At 68.4% G+C, this 18,222-nt stretch carries 15 protein-coding genes; 7 read left to right on the top strand and 8 right to left on the bottom strand.

Features of this window, described 5'->3' with window-relative positions; translation table 11 throughout:
* Positions 1–75: 75 nt before the first annotated feature.
* Positions 76–243, bottom strand: a complete 168-nt coding sequence (locus tag L3X23_RS01140) for a transglycosylase family protein (RefSeq protein WP_374204805.1) — start codon at positions 241–243, stop codon at positions 76–78.
* A gap of 129 nt (positions 244–372) precedes the next feature.
* On the opposite strand from L3X23_RS01140, the gene L3X23_RS01135 reads away from it, so the two are divergent.
* Both L3X23_RS01135 and L3X23_RS01130 read left to right on the top strand, forming a co-directional pair.
* Complete coding sequence (locus L3X23_RS01135) at positions 373–1,476, top strand: tyrosine-type recombinase/integrase (protein ID WP_237189971.1); 1,104 nt, start codon at positions 373–375, stop codon at positions 1,474–1,476.
* A complete protein-coding gene (locus tag L3X23_RS01130; RefSeq protein ID WP_237189972.1) occupies positions 1,473–3,551 on the top strand; it encodes a site-specific integrase in 2,079 nt (692 codons plus the stop codon). Before L3X23_RS01135 ends, L3X23_RS01130 begins: the two co-directional genes overlap by 4 nt.
* 20 nt (positions 3,552–3,571) lie before the next feature.
* Here L3X23_RS01130 and L3X23_RS35825 read toward each other — a convergent pair whose 3' ends face one another.
* The 4 genes from L3X23_RS35825 to L3X23_RS01110 all read right to left on the bottom strand — a co-directional run bounded on the left by L3X23_RS35825 (position 3,572) and on the right by L3X23_RS01110 (position 8,523).
* Positions 3,572–5,434, bottom strand: a complete 1,863-nt coding sequence (locus L3X23_RS35825; RefSeq protein ID WP_305080921.1) for a transglycosylase family protein — start codon at positions 5,432–5,434, stop codon at positions 3,572–3,574.
* A 43-nt stretch (positions 5,435–5,477) separates the two neighbouring features.
* Positions 5,478–6,716: a glycoside hydrolase family 16 protein gene (locus L3X23_RS01120; protein WP_237190141.1), complete on the bottom strand. Its 1,239-nt coding sequence runs from the start codon at positions 6,714–6,716 to the stop codon at positions 5,478–5,480.
* Positions 6,717–6,724: 8 nt separating this feature from the next.
* Positions 6,725–7,540: a MinD/ParA family protein gene (locus tag L3X23_RS01115; RefSeq protein ID WP_237190135.1), complete on the bottom strand. Its 816-nt coding sequence runs from the start codon at positions 7,538–7,540 to the stop codon at positions 6,725–6,727.
* Between the two features lie 467 nt (positions 7,541–8,007).
* Positions 8,008–8,523: a hypothetical protein gene (locus L3X23_RS01110; protein WP_237190134.1), complete on the bottom strand. Its 516-nt coding sequence runs from the start codon at positions 8,521–8,523 to the stop codon at positions 8,008–8,010.
* An 871-nt stretch (positions 8,524–9,394) separates the two neighbouring features.
* On the opposite strand from L3X23_RS01110, the gene L3X23_RS01105 reads away from it, so the two are divergent.
* From L3X23_RS01105 to L3X23_RS01090, 4 genes are all read left to right on the top strand, one after another.
* Positions 9,395–9,979, top strand: coding sequence for a hypothetical protein (locus L3X23_RS01105; RefSeq protein ID WP_237190133.1), 585 nt, complete (start codon positions 9,395–9,397; stop codon positions 9,977–9,979).
* A gap of 141 nt (positions 9,980–10,120) precedes the next feature.
* Positions 10,121–10,639 (top strand): hypothetical protein, encoded by a 519-nt coding sequence (locus tag L3X23_RS01100; protein ID WP_237190132.1) that lies wholly within the window; start codon positions 10,121–10,123, stop codon positions 10,637–10,639.
* Entirely contained in the window at positions 10,636–11,862 is a 1,227-nt protein-coding gene (locus tag L3X23_RS01095; protein WP_237190131.1) for an MAB_1171c family putative transporter, read from the top strand. The genes L3X23_RS01100 and L3X23_RS01095 overlap by 4 nt, the downstream gene beginning before the upstream one ends.
* Positions 11,840–12,829, top strand: a complete 990-nt coding sequence (locus L3X23_RS01090) for an LLM class flavin-dependent oxidoreductase (protein ID WP_237190130.1) — start codon at positions 11,840–11,842, stop codon at positions 12,827–12,829. The genes L3X23_RS01095 and L3X23_RS01090 overlap by 23 nt, the downstream gene beginning before the upstream one ends.
* Before the next feature lie 231 nt (positions 12,830–13,060).
* On the opposite strand, the gene L3X23_RS01085 is transcribed toward L3X23_RS01090, so the two are convergent.
* From L3X23_RS01085 to L3X23_RS01075, 3 genes are all read right to left on the bottom strand, one after another.
* Complete coding sequence (locus L3X23_RS01085; RefSeq protein WP_237190129.1) at positions 13,061–13,537, bottom strand: hypothetical protein; 477 nt, start codon at positions 13,535–13,537, stop codon at positions 13,061–13,063.
* A 329-nt stretch (positions 13,538–13,866) separates the two neighbouring features.
* Positions 13,867–15,180 (bottom strand): ISL3 family transposase, encoded by a 1,314-nt coding sequence (locus L3X23_RS01080; RefSeq protein WP_237190128.1) that lies wholly within the window; start codon positions 15,178–15,180, stop codon positions 13,867–13,869.
* A gap of 66 nt (positions 15,181–15,246) precedes the next feature.
* The gene (locus L3X23_RS01075) at positions 15,247–16,431 is read right to left on the bottom strand and encodes a hypothetical protein (protein WP_237190127.1); all 1,185 of its coding nucleotides are present in this window, start codon (positions 16,429–16,431) and stop codon (positions 15,247–15,249) included.
* A gap of 610 nt (positions 16,432–17,041) precedes the next feature.
* Between L3X23_RS01075 and L3X23_RS01070 the strand changes: the two genes are divergently transcribed.
* The gene (locus L3X23_RS01070) at positions 17,042–18,220 is read left to right on the top strand and encodes a hypothetical protein (RefSeq protein WP_237190126.1); all 1,179 of its coding nucleotides are present in this window, start codon (positions 17,042–17,044) and stop codon (positions 18,218–18,220) included.
* Positions 18,221–18,222 lie beyond the last annotated feature (2 nt).

Genomic DNA, 18,222 nt, shown 5'->3' with positions numbered 1-18,222 from the left:
TTGCCGGCGCCTGAGGCCTGAACGCGGACGGGGCAGCCACCTGTGCCGGTCGGGTGATCCGTTCGGCCATGGCGGTCACTGCAGCCCCAGCTTTCGGCTGCACGCCGGCCACGCCGAGAAACCGCCGCGGTCCTCGCGCAGCTTCTCCGCGACCGCGATCTGCTGATCGCGCGATGCCGCCGCCGCGGACGGGGCGTAGGCATCGCCGCCGTAGGCCTTCCAGGTGGAGTCGTCGAACTGCAGGCCACCACTTATCTGGACATCTCCTACGCCACGACGAGGAAGCTGCAGGTCAGACGACGACGGTTCATGATCTAGTTCGCGGTCATGCGAGTGGTGAAATGCGAACCGGAGCGGCCAGGAGAGCCGACGGTGGCTGTGGTCGACGACTGCGAGGTGCCGGTGGCAGAGGTGTCGGCGTTCCTGTCGTCGTTGGCGGTGCGGGAGTACTCGCCGAACACAGTCCGGGCCTACGCCTACGACCTGATGAAGCTGCTGCAGTTCCTCGACGAGCGTGGCGAGCCGGTCAGTGGGTTCTCCCCGATGCTGGCCACGGAGTTCCTGGGCTGGCTGCGGGTTCAGTCCTCGGCCGGGCGGGCGCAGCGCAGCCAGCTCGGTTTGGTCAGCGGGGACGGGCGTCGGTTGTCGGCGCGCACCTGCAACCGGGTGCTGGCTGCGGTGTCGTCGTTCTACGAGTTCCTGATCAGCTGCGGCGGCTACACGCAGGTGGAGAACCCGATCCTGCGCGAGGCCGACCAGGCCTCGTCCCGCGTGCTGGGCCGGCATCGGCCACCGCTGTTGACCAGCGCCGATCAGCGCCCGGTCCGCCGGATCTTGCGGGTCCGCACCGTCGACACGCTGCCGCGCCCGATCCCGGACGAGACCTATCTGGCGCTGCTGGGGCAGCTGGACAAGCTGCGCGACCGGGCGCTGCTTGAGCTCATGCACGAGGGCGGCCTGCGACCGGGTGAGGTGCTGGGCTTGCATCTGGAGGACATCTCCTACGGTCGGAAACGGGTCACCGTCCGCCACCGCGACGATCACCCGCAGGGCGCACGGCAGAAGTCCCGCCGAGATCGGGTGGTGGACCTGCTCGAGGACCGGGCACTCCCGGCCTTGAACCGCTACGTGCTGCTCGAACGCCCCCCGGACGCCCAGACACCGCTGCTGTTCCTGATCGGCGGCCGAGGCGCCCGCAGAGACCACGCACTGAGCTACGACGGCCTGGTCCGGCTGTTCCAGCGGGCTGCGACCCGCGCCGGAGTGCGCGAGCCCTGGCTGACCCCACACAGCCTGCGCCACACCCACGCCACCCGGATGACCGAGCTCGGGATGCGGGAGCTGACCTTGATGCGCCGCCTCGGTCACGCCCACCCGGACTCGACCAAGGTCTACGTCCGGCTCACCGACCACCAGGTCCGAGACGACTACCGGACCGCCTTGGAGCAGGGCCCGCAGCCGGAGACGGCGCGATGAGCGCGCCAGGACGTTCGCGGTCACCGCGCACCACTGACGGCTACTCGGGTCCCTCGCACGCCTCGGTCGAGGAGTACGAGCGGTTCCTGCGCGTCGGGCTGCGCGGGTCGAAGAACTGGACACCGATGCTGCTGCAGGCCAGGGCCGAGTTCGTCGAGCACTACCCGTCGATGACGCGATGGGCCCGTCGCCCGCTGGCGGAACGCGTCGGTCCCACGATCCACGCGCGCCCCGCCCCGGCGGGCACGCTGGTCGACCCGGCAGGCGCGGCGGCGAGCTTCCGAGCGCGGCCCTACCTGTTCTATCTGTCGTTGACCGGGCGGCTGCGTCTGGACTGGCCGTGGTTGTTCGGGGCCGCGAACCTGCGGATCCTCGCGATCGCCGACGGGCTGGGTCTGCCGCTGCGCGCGCAGATGGCCGCCCTGCGCGAGCAGGAGCTCGGACGAGGTGTCTCGGTTCCCAGCGTCAACAAGAGCCTGCCCTGGGCGCTGCCTCGGCTGATCCTGCACCGCGCCGACCCCGATCTCACGACGTTGTCTCTCGCCGAGATCGACGAGCTGCGCACGACCATCCGCACCGTTGCCTCGCTGCCCGAGATCGAGCAGCTCGACCTGAAGGTCCAGATGCGGTCCGGGTTCCCGATGGCCTGGCACAGCAGCGTCACCCAGACCGGGGTCGCGCTGTTCCACGCCGGGTTCATCGAAGCCCTGCCACTGCGCAAGCAACCCCGCCCGCTGGCCGCGATCAGCACCGTCTCGGCGGTCGAGGAGGCGATGCAGCGCTACCTGCGCGAGCTCGCCGTCCGACGCGCGCCCGGCACCGTCACCCAGGCCCGCTCGGGCCTGCTGCGCCTGGCGGCCTGGCACGCTGAGACCCGGCCCGAGCAGACCACCCTGGCCGGGCTCGACCGGCCCGCCCTGCTGGAGTTCCTGGCCTGGCTGCCCCACCAGCGCAAGTGGAAGCACCCCGACCAGCCGCTCTCGGCGGTCTACCGCGATCACGTCATCGGCCACGTCGCCCGGTTCTTCCGCCACGCCGCGATCAACGAGTGGCCGCACATGCCCACCAGACCCCCGCTGACCAGCTCCGACGTTCCTCGCGGGATCGAGCGCGTCCCACGGTTCATCCCGGCCGAGCAACTCGACCCGCTCATGGACGGCATCCGCGCCCTGGCTGACCCACTGCAGCGCACCGCCCTGCTGGTCGCCCGCTGGAGCGGCGCCCGCAGCGGGGAGATCCGCAAGCTCGACCTGGACTGCCTCGACACCTACCCCGACAGCACCCACCGCCTGCGCCTCGCCGCGGGCAAATCCGCCAAGGAACGGGTCGTCCCGATCCACCCCGAGGCCGCCGAGGCCGTCCGCGACCTCATCACCCGTCGCCGCGCCCAGACCGACCAGCCGCTGTTCGACCAGCGACTCGGCCGGACGGTTCGCTACCTGTTCTTGCGCAACGGGCGCCTGGCCAGCCCGGACTACCTGTTCAAAGCCGGCCTGACCGAGGTCTGCCGCGCGCTGGGCCTGGTCGACGACGACGGCAAGGCGTTGGTCCACCCGCACCGCTTCCGGCACACCATGGGCACCCAGCTCGGCGAACGCGGCGCGAAGATCCAGACCATCATGAAGGTCCTCGGGCACCGCTCCGCGGGTATGTCGATGACCTACACCAGCCTGTCCGACCCCGTCGTCCTCGCCGACTACCAGGCCGTCCTCGCCCCCGGCGCAATCCTGGCCGGGCCGCAGGCCGAGGCCATCCGCAACGGCGACCTCACCACAGAGGCCGTCAACTGGCTGTCGACGAACTTCTTCAAGACCGAGCTCGAGCTCGGCCGCTGCCTGCGCCTGCCCCAGGAAGGGCCATGCGAGTGCGACCTCTACCTGACCTGCTCGAAGTTCGTCACCACCCCCGACTACACCCCGAGACTCCGCATCCGGCTCGACACCGAACAGCAGCTCGTCTGCGACGCAGAAGCACGTGGATGGGATCGTGAGGCCGAACGGCACCGACGAACAGCAAGTCGCGTCCAAACGCTGCTCGATGAACTCGAGGGCACCCGCCCTGCTCAGGCTGAGTGACATCGGCCCGGGGGAGCGGGTCATCTCGACCACCAGCTTGCAAGGGCGCTCAAGCTGGCCCACCAGCTGCTCGGGAGAGCCGCCGGCTCCCCTGGGCCGCAGTGATCTGCATCACTGCCGACCTCAGCTGTTCGGATAACGCCGCTGTAGCCGTTGCCGGTGTCGATGGCCCAGTCACCGCTGCTCTCACATTGGGCGAGCTTGTCCCAGACTGCGCCGGCCGCGTTGCCCGCGCCGCTGTCCCCACTGTCGCTCGGGCTCTGCGCCGGAGCAGCCTCCTGCGGCTCCTCAGAATCGCCGGTTGACGGGGCGCCCGGGCCATCACCAGACTCGCCTGAGCCGCCGGACGCTGAGCCGCCGGTGCCCGAGTCATCGGTGCCCGAGTCGTCGGAGCCCCGCGGGCCATCAGCAGAGCTGCTCGATCCGGACTCGGCCGACCCCGATTCGTCCCTGCTGGGATTGGACCCAGACCCGCCGCTCTCACCGCTCAAGCTCCTCGGCGGAGTCGCAGAGGACCCCGAATCGGAGTCCCGCGCGGATCCGGCGCGGACGCCCGCGAAACCTGCGGAGCTCAGCGCCTCGGCGATCTGCTGAGCGGTCGGGTCGTTGGGGACCTGCTGCAGCTGCTGCGCGAGCCGCCCGACCTCGCCGTCCAGACCCTGCTCATCGTCGTCTCGGTCCTGTGACGCCGCGGCGCCGTCCGAGTCTGACGTCGTGTCGCCCGAGTCTTGAGCAGTCGACCCTGAGCCGCTCTCCGACCCCGAACCGCTCTCCGGCGCGGTGACTGTCTCGGTTTCGGAGCCGGGTGTAGAAGATCCGTTACCGGGCACGCGGCTTCCTGTCGAGGACTCGGGTGCGGTCGGTGCGACGTCACCTGCTGTCGAGCCGCCGAACCCCTCCGCGCGCAGCTTTTCGGCCAGCGCCTGGGCATCAGGGTCGTCCGCCTGCGCGGCCAGGTCATCGGCCAAGGCCCGGAGATCCACGTCCCAGGAGCCGTCGGTGGCGCTTCCGGTAGCGGACCCATCGTCGGAATCCGGAGCGGCAGTGCTCGGCGAAGTATCGTCAGCCCCCGCGCCCGCGCCCGATCCGGATGAGGTGGGCGAGGGCGCACCCACGGCGCCGCCTACCTCACCGGTGCCACCGGAGTCTGCCTTCCCCGCTGACGCCCCGCTGCCCGGTGAGTCGGGGGGTTCGGTGGGGTCCTGGGAGGAACTCTCGCCACAGACCTGCACCGATCCGGAGCCGCCGTCCTCAGCGGAGTCGGCGGCCGCGGCTGCTGTGGTGATGGCTTCGGCGAGCACCGCACTCATGGCGCTTGACCGTGCGGCGCCAGCGGATGCCGCCGCAGGTGCGGGGGTAGCCACGGCGGGCAAGGCGTTGGACCGGGATACCGGTGATGGCAACGGATCCCGCTTCAGCGCGGCCTGGGCGTTCGGGGCACGCAGGTCGGCGGGGGTGGGGGAGAACCCGGCGCGGGCGAGGATCACCGCTGCCTGCTGTGCTGCGGGTGCCTTCTGGGTGAGCAGGGAGTCGGCGACGTCGTGGGCGCGCTGGCGCCAACCGGTCGCGACCGCCGGGGTGACTCCCATGCCGCGAAGCTGTTCGACGAGAGCTCCGGCGCGCGGGTCGTCGGAGGCGATCAGGGTCGCGAGCAGGGCACGTGTCTGGTCGACGAGGTCCTGTGCCTGCTGGAGGACCTGGGGGTCCAGCCCCGCCCCACCGGCCGACGACGGGGACGAGCCGGTGTTGTTCTCAGTCTGTGTGCAGGTCCTGCCGTCGGCTGGCGCCGGCGCGGCCCACGCCACCCCGGCCACCGGGCCGACGGTCAGTGCCGCGGTGGTGAGCAGGACCGCGGCGGCCTTGCGGGTGTTCGACATGTTCATCTCGGTGTCTCCAGACGGCGTGGGGAGCGGGGTGCGCGCACGATCAGTCACCCGACTCGGAGCGCTCACCGGGTTCGTCCTCATCGCTGTCGCCGCTGCTGTTGTCGCCGCCCGGCCGGTCCTGATCGCCGGACCCGGACGCCTGGCTGCCGGTTCCGGACTGGCCGGTCCCGCTCGTCTCGCTGGAGCTGCTGCCGGCGGTGCCGTCGAGGGAGTACTGGCGGACCCAGTCGACGTGCATCTGGGTCTCTTCCTGCGGGTTGCCGAAGTTGTCGAGCTGGATGGTCAGGTGCTGCGGGCCGGGCGGGAGGATCGAGGTGTCGGTGGTGTTCCACCACTCCTCGCCGTCGACGAAGTAGGTAGCGCCTTGCGGAGTCCACTCCACGGCGAAGGCGTGCCACTGGGTGGCGTCGATGTCGACTGACGCGTGTTCCTGCTGGTTGTCCGCTCCGTAGTGGAAGAAGCCCTCGACGGTCTGGCGGGTCGGGTCGGAGATCTCCATGAAGTCGGTCTCGCCGCCTTCGGGCCAGTTCTCAGCGTCCGGCCACAGTAGGAACAGCGAGTGCAGGTCCGGGTCACCCGGAGGGGACTGCGCACAGCCTTCCCAGCGCCCGTACATCTGACCCGGGTTCCAGGCCATGCCACCGCTCTGGCCGTCCGGGGTCCCGGTGATGGTCAGGATCCCGTCGGCGGTGGTGATCGCGGCCGGCGAGCGGGTCCCGTTGCCGGCATGTCCGGCACCGTCGTAGATGCCCCAGCCGTCGACGCCGCCCTCGAAATCGTCCTCCCGGTTCGGGGTCCCCCACCCCAGAGCGTCGGCAGCCGTGGTCGGGCAGTTCCCATTCCCATCGGGCCCAGAGGTGCCCGTCGCCCCGCCACCGGCAGCGCCACCGGAGCCCGTCCGGGGCGAGCCACCGCCGCCCGCCCCGGACGAGCCCCCAGCTCCGGTCTGCCCGGATCCGGAGTTCCCCGAGCCTCCGCCGATGGATCCACCGCCTGAACCCACCGACGAGCCCGAAGACCCTGTTCCCCGGCCACCTGTACCTCCGGCTGAGCCGTCGGTGCAGGAAGCGGGCAGGAAGTCCGGGGCGCTCACCCCAGCGTCCTCGAGAATGTTGCGCAGCTTGACCGCTCGCGCCGTCGACTCGAGTCGGACCTCCTGGTAGAGAACTTTCGCGGTCAGCCGCCAGTTGCAGGACGCCTTCGAGTCCACCGGCGCGGCCGCCGGAGCAAGACCCGTGGCCGCCGTCAGGGTCAACACCGCGACGACCGATCCGAGCATCCCCACGATCAGTCCACCTCGGCTTGTGCCGGATGAGGGACCTCGGGCGGGCGCAGGTGGTTGCGCGAGTAGTGGAAGGCGTCGGCGACCAGCGCGCCGAGGCTGATCGCGGCGTCGCGGGTTCGCGGTCGCAGCTGTTCGAGCTGAATGAGCCCGCCGGTCGCCAAGTGCGGATCCCCGGGGATCTCCACCACCGCGCGGCAACGCTGCTGGAAGTGGTCGACCACCGCGCCACGGTCGATGTTGTCGCTGATCTGGTGCAGCGAGATGACCACCACGGCGTTGCTGACCAGATCTTCGAAGCCGTGCTCCTTAAGCCAGTCCAGTGTCTTCGCGGCGCGCGATCCGCCGTCCACCGTCGGCGCCCCGGCGATGACCAGCGTGCCGGTGTTCTCCAGCGCCCCGTGCATCGCCGAGTGCAGCAGCCCGGTGCCCGAATCGGTGATGATGATGTTGTAGAAGCGCTTGAGGACCTTGGTGACCGCCACGTACTCGTCGCGGTTGAAGGACTCACTCATCGCCGGGTCCTGCTCGGAGGCCAACACCTGCAGGCGACCGGCGAGGCTTGTGTAGGTGGCCACGTCGGTCAGCGAGTGGATGGTGTCGAGGTTCTTGAGCAGGTCCCGCACGGTGTAGGGCACCGCCTGCCCGAGCAGACGGTCGGCGAGGGTGCCCGCGTCGGGATTCGCGTCGAGCGCGACGACTCGGTCGCCGCGGTATTCGGCCAGCACCAGGCCCAGGAGGGCCGAGACCGTGGTCTTGCCGATGCCCCCCTTCATCGAGGCCACAGTCACGGTGTGCCAGCCCGCGAGCTGGGTCTGCATCCGCGCGATCTTCTGCCGTCGGTCGGCCTCAGTGGGGGAGAGGCCGGGATTCAGCCGGCCCCGCGTCATCGTGTAGACGGCACCGCGCCACCCTTCCTGCGGCCGGTCCCGACGCGTCCGAACGAGCTGCTGATAGGACAGCGCGTCTGCGGTGCCCTCAGCACGCGGCGGGCTCGGAGAGCTCGGTCGATCCTGTCGGCCCGTCTGGTACTGATCAGCGACGACCTGCGCCGGCGGCCCTAGCTGCCACGGCCCGGGGAGGACCGCCGACCGCGGTGAGGGCGACGGGGCGGGGCGCGGAACAGGCGCCTTGACCGGTTCGGCCTGGCGTTGCCCGTCCTCACCATCGCTACTCGGGTCGCCCGACGAACCGGGGCCCGTCTGCGGCGGTGCCACGGCGCTGGCCCACGGGGTGAGAGCCGGGTCGTCGGCCCATGTGCTGTGCGGATCAGCGGGCATTGAAGTCCTCATTCGGGGTCAGCGGTCGGGGAGATGTCGACGACGAGTCGTCGACTGCGGCGGTCGTGCGCGATCGGCGGGGCCAGGCTCACCCAGTGGCTGCAGCGCAGTCGCCACGACGGGTCCCCGGCATCAGGAGCACTCGACGGGCCCATCGAACTCACAGGAGCGGCGGCCTGCGGAGCTCCGGTCGCTGCATGGGGGGACGGGTAGGCGCGCTCGTAAGCGGCGACCCGCACCGTCACCTCGACGACGACTCGACCGTCGTCGAGGTAGAGGGTGCGGCCGGGCAGAACCAACTCCGCTCGCTGCCTACCCGTCCCATCCCAGCCCAGGGTGGCCGCCCCGGGATCGCTGAGGTAGTCGCGTAGTACCTCAGCACGACGGTGGGGGTCCTCCTCGTCCCACGACAAGTAGTCGGCCGCGAACCTCGCCGCGAGTGTCTTCGCCTCGGCGTCGTCGATCGGCTGGTGCGACTCGAAGGGACGCTCGATCTGCCAACTTCCGCCGCGGGGCACTGCCACGAGCGACCGCGAAGGCCTTTGAGGACCCGGCGAAGCTTCTGCCTGCGGCTTTGGCCCAACCTGTGGTGCGGGCGATGGCTGGCGGCCCTCACGAGCAGCCGAATGAGGGGGCCACAGCATCGGTTGCTCCAACCCAGGTGACGTCGCCGGCGGGGCGACCGTTGAGCTTCGCCCGACGTTCATCGCAGCGTGAGGAGACGGCGGCGCGAGGAACTCCCACCGACTCGCGGCCGGAGCCGACTCGTCGATCTCCGGCCCCGACAGAATGGCCTGGGTGAACAACGGCGGTGCTGCCGGTGGCGGTCCTGGAGAAGCGTCGTCCTCTGAGCAGGTGGAGTCGCTCGCGGGGGCCTGACGGGAGTCGACCGAGTGCTGATGGGAGGAGGGGCGAGGAGTTGGCGGTTCATTCGGTGGCGCCATGCTCTGGAGGGGGTCGGGCCCAGCAGCCGGTGTCGACTCCTCCGGCCCGGAGACGAACCCGGGCGCCACTCGCCAAGCAGGCTGCTCGACTACTCCACGTCGACCACCACGCATCGCTTGCACCCCCCGTTCCGATCAGCTCGCTACCCGGCGATGCCAGACGCGATCTTCTGGCGAGATTTCTACGCTGAGGTGTGGCGATCTGTCTAGATCAACTGCGGGTACCGCTTCGCTGGCGCGCTCGATCAACTCACTCGGAGGCACGATGGTCCGCGGCGGACGCTTCGAAGCAGCGCGGCGTCTGGCCGAGAGGCGCCCAGTTGGCGGACGACGGGAGCGCAAAGAGTGAGACAGTTCCGCCGACTGATACTGAGTTGCCACTAAAGAGTGAGGTGTCGCGTGGGCAACCCACTCGCCCTACGTTTGAGCGTAGAAGTCGAACCAGAGAAAGGTGATCGAGTACGCTGAACGGGCAGGGCTGATGGTGTCTAGGGGGCGAACCGTGGGAGCAGGCGATGAGACGAACCGCGAGCACCGAACGCTTGCGCAACGTCTCGAGCGATTGTTCGACGTCAACCGGCCGCCGCACGCCCCTCAGCGGCCGTGGCGCAACAACGAGGTGGTGGCGGCTTGTCGGGCAGAAGGCCGGGAGATCTCCGAGTCGCATCTGAGTGAGCTCCGGCGTGGGGTGAAGCGAAACCCCACGATGAGGACTCTGGAGGCGCTGTCCTGGTTCTTCGACGTTCGGATCGGCTACTTCGTCGACCCGGACGTCGCAGAGCAGGTCGACCGGGAACTCGACGAGAGGGCGGCTCAACTCGAGAGCCACATCGCCGCTGAGCGTGCTGCACAGGAGGAGGAACGGGCCGCAGCGCTAGAGCTTCAGAAGGCTCTACGGGCGTCAGGTGTCACGAAGGCCGCTCATCGAGGCGCATCCGGGGGAGGGGCCGACAGCCGAGAGCGAGCGTCGATGATGCGGGCACTCGCTCGAGCTCTGCTTGACGACGACGAGGGAGCGGCTGATGTCGGCCGCTGACTCGACACTCGTCACCGTCGTCAACCTATCGGTGGTCTTGAAGGTCAACTCGTCGAGGACGCACCTACGATGATCAAGACCTGCCGATGGGGCCTCGGTCGTCTTCGGCTCAGACGCCCGGCCGACATCAGGGATATCCGCGTGTCCGACCAGCTCAGCCTCAAGGCGCTCGAGGACCTCTGCCTTGATCTTCTTCTTCGGCTTGAGCTTCGGCCGCCCTTCACCCCGCAGGAGCTCTGCCGGCGTCTCGCAGACGAACGGGGTCGGCCGATCCGTCTTCAAGCAGCTGACCTCGGGGCGACTGCGTCCATCGGACACCTCGTAGTGCAACCGAACCGCGACCGGATCCTGTACGAGCAGAGCGCGCCGACCGCGCACCAGGCAACCGTCATCTACCACGAGGTCATTCACCTCGTGCGCGACCACCTCGCAGGTCAGGACGCGCTGACCTGCGGAAGCCTGGACACCGAGGTTGAAGAGCCCGGGACAGGAGCAAGTCTCTACGAGGATTGGCAGGAGTCGGAGGCCGAGGCAGGTGCCCGGCTGCTCACCCAGCTCGCGCGCCGCCGGTCCCGCCCAAGCAGCCTCAGCCTGCCTCCGGAGCGACCGGAGCACGGGATGGCAGCGGCCTTCGGTCTCAGGAGGAGTGACTGGCGATGAACATCAAGCTCACCTTCTCCATCAGCACCGCCGTCATCCTGGTAGTCGTCGCACTGTGGCAGTGGCGCCAGTTGGTGCGCTACCCCAGAGATTTGCCGTTGCGCGTTCTGGTCATCGGCGTCACGAGCATCGCGTTCGTCGTCACCGTGGGCCTCCCCTTCGCCTTCTTCGAGCCACTGCACGAGTTCCTCGACCAGGTGCACTTCAGCAACTTCGCGTGGGCGGTGATGATCTGGAGCTTCGCCGCGTTCTTCCTGCTCGCCGCCCCCTCGCCCGACGACGGCCGCAGGCGGACGCGCAGAGCCCTCGTCGAACTGGCGGTGGTCCTCATTGCGATGGTCGTCATGTATGTCGTGTGGGCCACCGCCCCAGCGGGGACATGGCACAACCCGCGGATCCCCGAGGACTACCGCACCTGGCAGAACATCGTGTTCTACCTCAGCAGCTGTGGTGCCACCCTCGGACTGTGGGCTATCGGAACGGTGCGAGCGGTCCGCTACCTCCGATCCCTCGAGCACCGATGGGCGCGTCGCGCAGTCATCGTCGTGATCATCGGAGTCTCCGCGATGGAGATCGGAGTCGACGGTGTCGCACTCGTCCGGCAAGGGCTCTACATCGCCTTCCCCGGATCGAAATGGCCTCTGCTCAGCACGCTCTACAACATCGGCCGGCTCGGCGGCCAGATCATCCTCGCCATCGGGCTCGCCGCCGCACCGCTGGCATCCCTGGTGGCCGGTGTGCAAGACCGGCTCGATGTGCATCGTCAGCGCCGCCTCGTAAGGCAACTCGAGCCCCTGTGGCGGCGACTGACGGACGAGTTTCCCTACATCGTGCTGCCCCCCGTCCCTCACGGTCGCCCCGCGAACGAGGGGACGACGGCGGCGCGCTTCGAGCAGATGACCAGCGAGATCACAGACGGCCTCGCCTACCTGGCGCCCTACTCAGTAGGCCATCACCCTGATCCCACTCAGGACCTGTCCGACCCGAGCCGAGCGGCAGCGACAGTCGCAGCGGCGCTCCATGCCTTGGACTCGAGTCGCCGAGTGCGCTGGGCCGGAGGCGACTACCGGCTACCGCCGGCGCCCTACCCGAAGATCGAGCCCGAGTTCGACGGGCGATGGCGCGACAGAGCGAGATGGATGGCCGAGCTCAGCCGCGAGCTGGACACTCTCCGAGCCGGAAAGGTGGGAGCAGGGCTCGATGAACTCCCCGCAGCCACCTGAGCTCCATCTGTCCATCCTCGACACCGTCCCCATCGTCGAAGGCTCTACCGCCCGAGAGGCACTCGCCAACACCGCCGACCTCGCGCGGCAGGCCGACCTGCTGGGCTTCCGGCGCTACTGGGTGCCCGAGCATCACGGCATGCCTGGTGTCGCCGGTGCCGCCACCAGCGTCATCATCGAACACCTCGCCTCGGCCACCGAACGAATCCGAGTCGGATCCGGGGGAGTGCTGCTCCCCAACCACTCCCCGCTGGTCCTCGCCGAACAGTTCGGCACGCTCGAGGCCTTCCATCCGGGACGGATCGACCTCGGCATCGGCCGCGCACTCGGCGGCCGGAAGCCCGTCGTCGAGTCCGTACGACCCGAGACCCTTCGCACCGCGAGAACCTACGAAGAGCAGCTCGCCGAGCTGATCTCCCACTTCTCGCCTGGTGCAGCACCCATCCTGGCCGTACCCGCATCGGGCAACGAGCCGCAGCTGTGGCTCCTCGGTTCCAGCGACTTCAGTGCGCGACTCGCGAGCAAGCTCGGCCTTCCCTATGCCTTCGCGGGGCACCTCAACCCCTCAGGCATCGGCAGCGTTCTCGCCGAGTACCGCCCCACACCGCTCGGCCAGGCAGAGCAGGGCCGGACCATCCTCACCGTGCCCGTCATAGCCGCCGACACCGATGAACAGGCTGACTGGCTCGCCGGCTCGATCAAACTCCGGCTGCTACGACGGAGCCGGAAGATCCGCGGACTGCTACCCACAGCTGAGGAGGCGGCCAAGTACAGGTTCGGTCCGGAAGAGGAGCGGGCCGTGGAGGATGCGATGCGGGGCTACATCATCGGCTCAGGCGATACCGCTCGCGCGGCCCTTTGCAGCCTCTCTGCAGCGACAGGCTGCGCCGAGCTGATGGTCACGACCCCGATCCACGACCACCGTGCACGATGCCGCTCCTACGAACTGCTTGTGTCAAGCGGCTGACATGTCACAGAGGCAACTTCATCCAGGCCCCGACGTGATCGTCGTTGGAGGGCATTCGGTCGGGCCGGTCATCTCCATAACGCACGTGGCGCTCGGAATGAGTTCGTTGGCGCCGTTGCGAACCCGCACGCTGAAGCAGAAAGTGTCCCGGTCGATCAAGGTAATCTCGACCCGATCGATCATGGACCGATTGAATAACTCCTTGTCCGCATGAGCTAAGCCATCCGCGGGTTAAAGGGCGCGTCGAATACTGTGGCCGACCGAGTCGCTTTGCTGGATTATGGTCTCGGGCGACGAGGTGAGCGTGGGCCACGCCTGAATCAAGTAAGATTCTTCGGAATCATTGTCAACCTGATCAAAGCTGCGGTCGCGCCCGCTACAGAGTATGCGGATCCTATAGCGTCCAGGTCCACCGACACTGAGGATAGGCAGTTCGTCGCACCATCCCTGTTCGTACGACTCCACGTGCAGCTGCCCCTCTGGGGAGAGTACGTCTACTTCGACTACTTCCTCCCAGGCCGAAAGGTCCGTGGGCGTGTGTGGTTCGGCCGCCACAGCCTCCACCGTGACCGAGACGTAGCCACGGTCGATCCCGGTGTAGATCACGGCGCCACGGTCGAGCACCCTGATCAGTCCGTTAGCCCACGACCCGGCTTGCAGGTCCGGGAAGTCGGTCCCGTCGAACAGCGCCAGCGAGTGGCTGTCCACGTGGACTCGGGTTGGTGTCAAAGCAGATCCTCCAAGAGGACGGGTCGCACAATGCAGTGGTGGGCGACGGGTGTCGCCCACCACTGCATCAGCATAATGGGTCAACGTGAGTGCAGCGTTCTACGCCCCGACGAGAATCCGGAAGGGGTCTCCGTCGAGTACCCGATTCGCCCTGTAGAACTGCGTGTTCAGGCCACCCTGTGCCTGGTTTTGAGTGGCGGCGATGAAGCAGATGCTGGCGCCGTTCGGATCGGTGACTCCTGTCGGGGTGCTACCAGCAGGGAAGACGTTGCAGCCTGTCTGCGTGCGCTTCGTGGGCTCTTCCGAATTCAGAGTGCGAGGGCTCCGCAGTGCAAGAGCGACCGGATGCGGTAGTTGATCAGGTTGCGGAAGCCGAGGGCGTTGCGGCGTAGTGCTTCGAGTCGACCGTTGATGGCCTCGGTCGGGCCGTTGGATGCCCGGTGGTCGAAGTAGGCCAGAACGTCGTCTCGGCGCCGGTGCAGCGTGCGGCCGAGCGTGGCGAGCTCGTCGAGCCCGGCCGGTAGCCCGGTGCGGAGCCGGTCGATCACCGCGGTGAGTGCGGTCTTGCCGCGTCGGCGGTCCTCGGTGCCGTAGGCGGCGATGATCTGCTGATACGCCCACCAGGTGACCTCGACCGCGACATGCTCCTCGCTCGCGAACACCGCCTCGATCCGGGCCCGTTGCTTGTCGGTGAGCAGCCCCAGCCGGGTCCGCAGCGTGCGCCGCACCCCGTAGAGCGGGTCCCCGGCTCGTCCGCGGTGCCCGCGGGTGTCCTGCTGGACGCGTTGGCGACACAGGTCGAGCTTCTGCCCGGCCAGCGCGACGACGTGGAACGGGTCCATCACCGTGACCGCGTCCGGGAGGGCCTCGGTGGCGGCGTTCTTGTAGCCGCCGAACCCGTCCATCGCCACCACCTCGACCCGGTCACGGAACCCCTGCTCACGGGCGTCGAGCCAGGTCTTGAGGGCTTCTGCGGAGCGTCCCGCGACCAGGTCGAGCAGCCTGGCTCGGCCCCGACCGGCCACGACCGCTGTCAGGTCGGTGATCACGGTGACGAACCCGTCGCCCTCGGCGCCGAACACGTGCGCCCAGCGGTGCTCGTCGACCCCGATCACGGCGACGCCGTCGAGCCGGGCCGGTCCTGCGGACAGCAGCAGGGCTTCGGTGGCGGCGACCGCCACGGTGTTGACGGTGTCCCAGGAGCGGCCCAGCTCGCGGGCGACCGCGGCCACGGTGGCCTTGTCGATCGCCAAGCGCCGCAACACATACCCGGCGCAGCGCCGCGTGGTCGACGCGCCGCGGCGGGCCAGGCGGCTGCTGTCGTGGGCGAAGATCTCCCGCGCGCAGCCGTCGTGGACGCAGCGGTAGCGCGGGACCCGCACGCGTAGCTGCAGCGGGTGACCGACCACCGGGACGTCGGTGACACGGCGTTCGACGCTGTCTCGGTAGACCCCGACCAGCCCGCACTCCGGACACCTGTCGGGGCCGTCGGTGAGCAGGTCGCACCACAGCACCGTGGTCTCGCCCGCAACGGCGGCGTCGGTGATCCGCACCCCCAACTCGACGGTGCGGACGATCGTGTCGGCCACGATCTGGGCGGGCGGGCACGTAGGCTGCGACATCGGGTCCCCGGGATGGCTGCGGCTGCTGGCGTAGGAACCTGCATCATCAACTTCCCGGGGCCCACCTCAGCGCAGCGACACGAGCCCACTCCCGCGGCCGGTCACGCCCTCACCTGCACTCCATTTCCGGAAGAGCCGCTTCGTGCCGCCCTGGCTGAGCCCCTCGTAGGATGTGGCGACGGGGTACTCATCGCAGGTTGTGCTTGTAGGGCCCCAATGTCCGCCACAGGCCAGATTACGATTCTGGTCGATGATCGCCTGGTTCTCAGTACGGGTGAGAGGACGGTCGAAGGTGGCGCCGGGCAGGCCAGACTGCTGAGCCTTCGTGACGTGGTCCGCCAAGGTGTTGTACGAACTGGCGCTGTAGATGAGACCGGCTGCATACCACGGAATCACACAACCGGTTCCGGGACGCCCGACCGTAGCCGTGTCGCATCGGACCGGCGTCATCTCGAAGTAGTTGTAGAGGTGAGGTGTCGTGAACCCCTGAGATGGATTCGTGATTCCCGGTTGCCACTTCGTGATGCACTCGCCGACGTTCCCAGGGTTGGTCGACGTGGAGTTGAAGAATGCCTCACCCCCGGGGGTTGAATTGAGTGTCAGTGGAGCGTTAGGGAAGGAAACTGAGGATGTCAGACACTGTCCTGATGCAATGGCATTCGCCTCGATGCGGGCGGTCGTGACCGTGCCCCAGGAGTTGTACGGCGACACCTGGAACTGGTGGCTCCAGGTCCCTTGACCGGTGCTCAGGAACGCCGTGCTGATGACGTTCATGTCCATGTGTCCGACCGTGGAGGTGACACCGTTAACGGTCTCGTACTCCTCGTACCACATGTAGCCGATCTCGCATGCGCGGTCCCGGACCCCCCAGAACCCGGTGTACGGATCGTCGAAACACCAATCCGGGACGGGTTGGATGGCCTGGGGAGCGACGGAGGACCGTCCAGCTAGGCCGTCCGACCTGCGCTGGTCAGGCTGGAGCGGCTCGAATCCACCGCAGGCCGCACGCTGGCCCTCGGCGGGGATGGGGCAGTCGGCCTCGGGAGCACGGCGAGCCTGGGCTTCGGCCGGCGCTTTGTCAGGCGTCGTGTCAGTCGACACCTCGACCATGGGATCGAGCTGGACCTGGTCGGCATCGCCGGTGGGCTGCGCCGAAGCAAGCGGCGACCCGACCAGTGAGATTGCGGCCGTAACCGCCAACGCGGCAACGAGCCAAGCGGCTCGCCGCCCCTTTCGTCCGTATGCGTGCACGTTTCTCTTGTTCCTTACTTGGAGTCGAGATGGTTTCCGGCGTCCAGGACTTCTTGGCTTCGATCAGTGTGGCGTCGCCGAGCACAGATCTCATTACACAAGCCTCGATTGTGTCAACGGTCAATCGTGAAGCGGAACTTACTCAGTGTGGCAATGCAGGAAGCGGGCGCTAGTATCGCCGAGTCGCGGAGACTCTGTTACCTTTGTGTGCGCAAACAATATTCATGGCACATGATCTGAATCGGGTGGCGGAGCGCACCGTTTCGTGCAGTGTTGTCAATCCGCCGTCAAGGGGGCCCATCGAAGTCTCGTGCGGCAATCGGATGGATACTGAGAGTGACAGAGTATTTGCCAAAACATTAGTGCTCCTTGACGACGCCTTAAGGTCCATCAGGCGCTGAGGTCAAGGGCCGGACGTCCTGGCGCCGGTGTCTTCGATCACCTGTGCTCAGGTCCGGGGTGTTCACTCGGAGAGGTAAGGGCCGCGAGCTGGTTGGAGTGACGTTGTCTCGCGAGCGCCGTGTGGCGGGGGTGTGCGAGTCCGCCCGCCCGCACTTATTACCCGGGATAATGCACGGAATCCCGGGTAATAGGCGGTAGGGTCGCCCGCGTGCCTGACCCCGACTTCGGCTCCGCGGACTACGAGCTGCGCTGGCCCCGCGAGCTGTTCGCCCGTGAGCTCGCCGCGCTGCGCCGGACCCGCCCGAGCGGTCAGCAGGTCGCGGCCGAGGATGAGCGGATCGTGTTCCTGCTCGACGAGGCCTTCCTCGGCCAGACCCCGTCCGACGACTACCGCCAGGCGACCAAGACCCGCCGCGCCTTCGGCGACCCGTGGGGTACCGACCCCGATCCCTTCGGCGTGCAGGAGCTCGACGCCGAGGGCTACCGTGACGCCCTCCTCGAGCGGCTACCCCAGCTGCGCGAGCACCACGAGCCACGCCCGTACTGGCCCGACCGGCAACGGGCCCGCCGCGCCCAGGACGCACCGGGGGACGAGACCTCGGTGCGCCGGCGATTCGCCCGGCTGATCGAGGAGCTGCGCGAGGGTGGGCTCTTCGGCCGCGAGCTGCCGCCGGACTGCGTCGACGCCGACCCGGTCGACGAGGCCGACGTCCTGGAGGCCCGGCTCGGGATGCCCGGACTGTGGCCACTGCAGCCGGAGAACTGGGACGCCGACACCTTCTACGGGCTGATCGAGGTCTTCCACGACCTCGCCGTCCGACCCCGCGAGCGTTGGTTCCACAGCTACAACGGCTGCGGCTGGCACTACAGCGTCTTCAACACCGACACCGGGCGCGCGCTCTACCGCTGGCAGATCAACCGCCTCCTCGAGCGGGCCGGCCTGCCGCTGCGCCTGGCGGAGTCCGGCGAGGACATCGGCCGGCTGGTCCATGTCACCGACCCCGGACGGGCCGAACTGCTCGACCGCGCTCTCACCCGGGAACGCATCGACGACGACACCGGCGTGACCGCGCGGGTCCGGCACGCCATCTCGCTGTTCCGGCGCCGCGACACCACCGAGCACGACAAGCGGTCCGCGGTGATCGCCTTGGCCGGGATCCTCGAGGAACGCCGGGACCTGATCCGCGCCGAGCTCGGCCGCAAGGACGAGGGCGCTCTGTTCGCCCTGGCCAACGAGTTCGCCATCCGCCATCAGCGTCGCGGCCAGCAGGGCGACTACGACCCGGCCTTCCTGGACTGGATCTTCTGGTGGTACCTCGGCACTGTCGAGCTCACCGAGGCGATCCTGACTCGACAGCGTCGGGCCGAAGGCGAGCGGACCGCTTGAAC

Origin of the sequence: Pseudonocardia sp. WMMC193 (assembly GCF_021728735.1) — a bacterium.
Taxonomy (GTDB): domain Bacteria; phylum Actinomycetota; class Actinomycetes; order Mycobacteriales; family Pseudonocardiaceae; genus Pseudonocardia; species Pseudonocardia oroxyli.
This window is presented reverse-complemented; position numbering and strand designations above follow the sequence as displayed.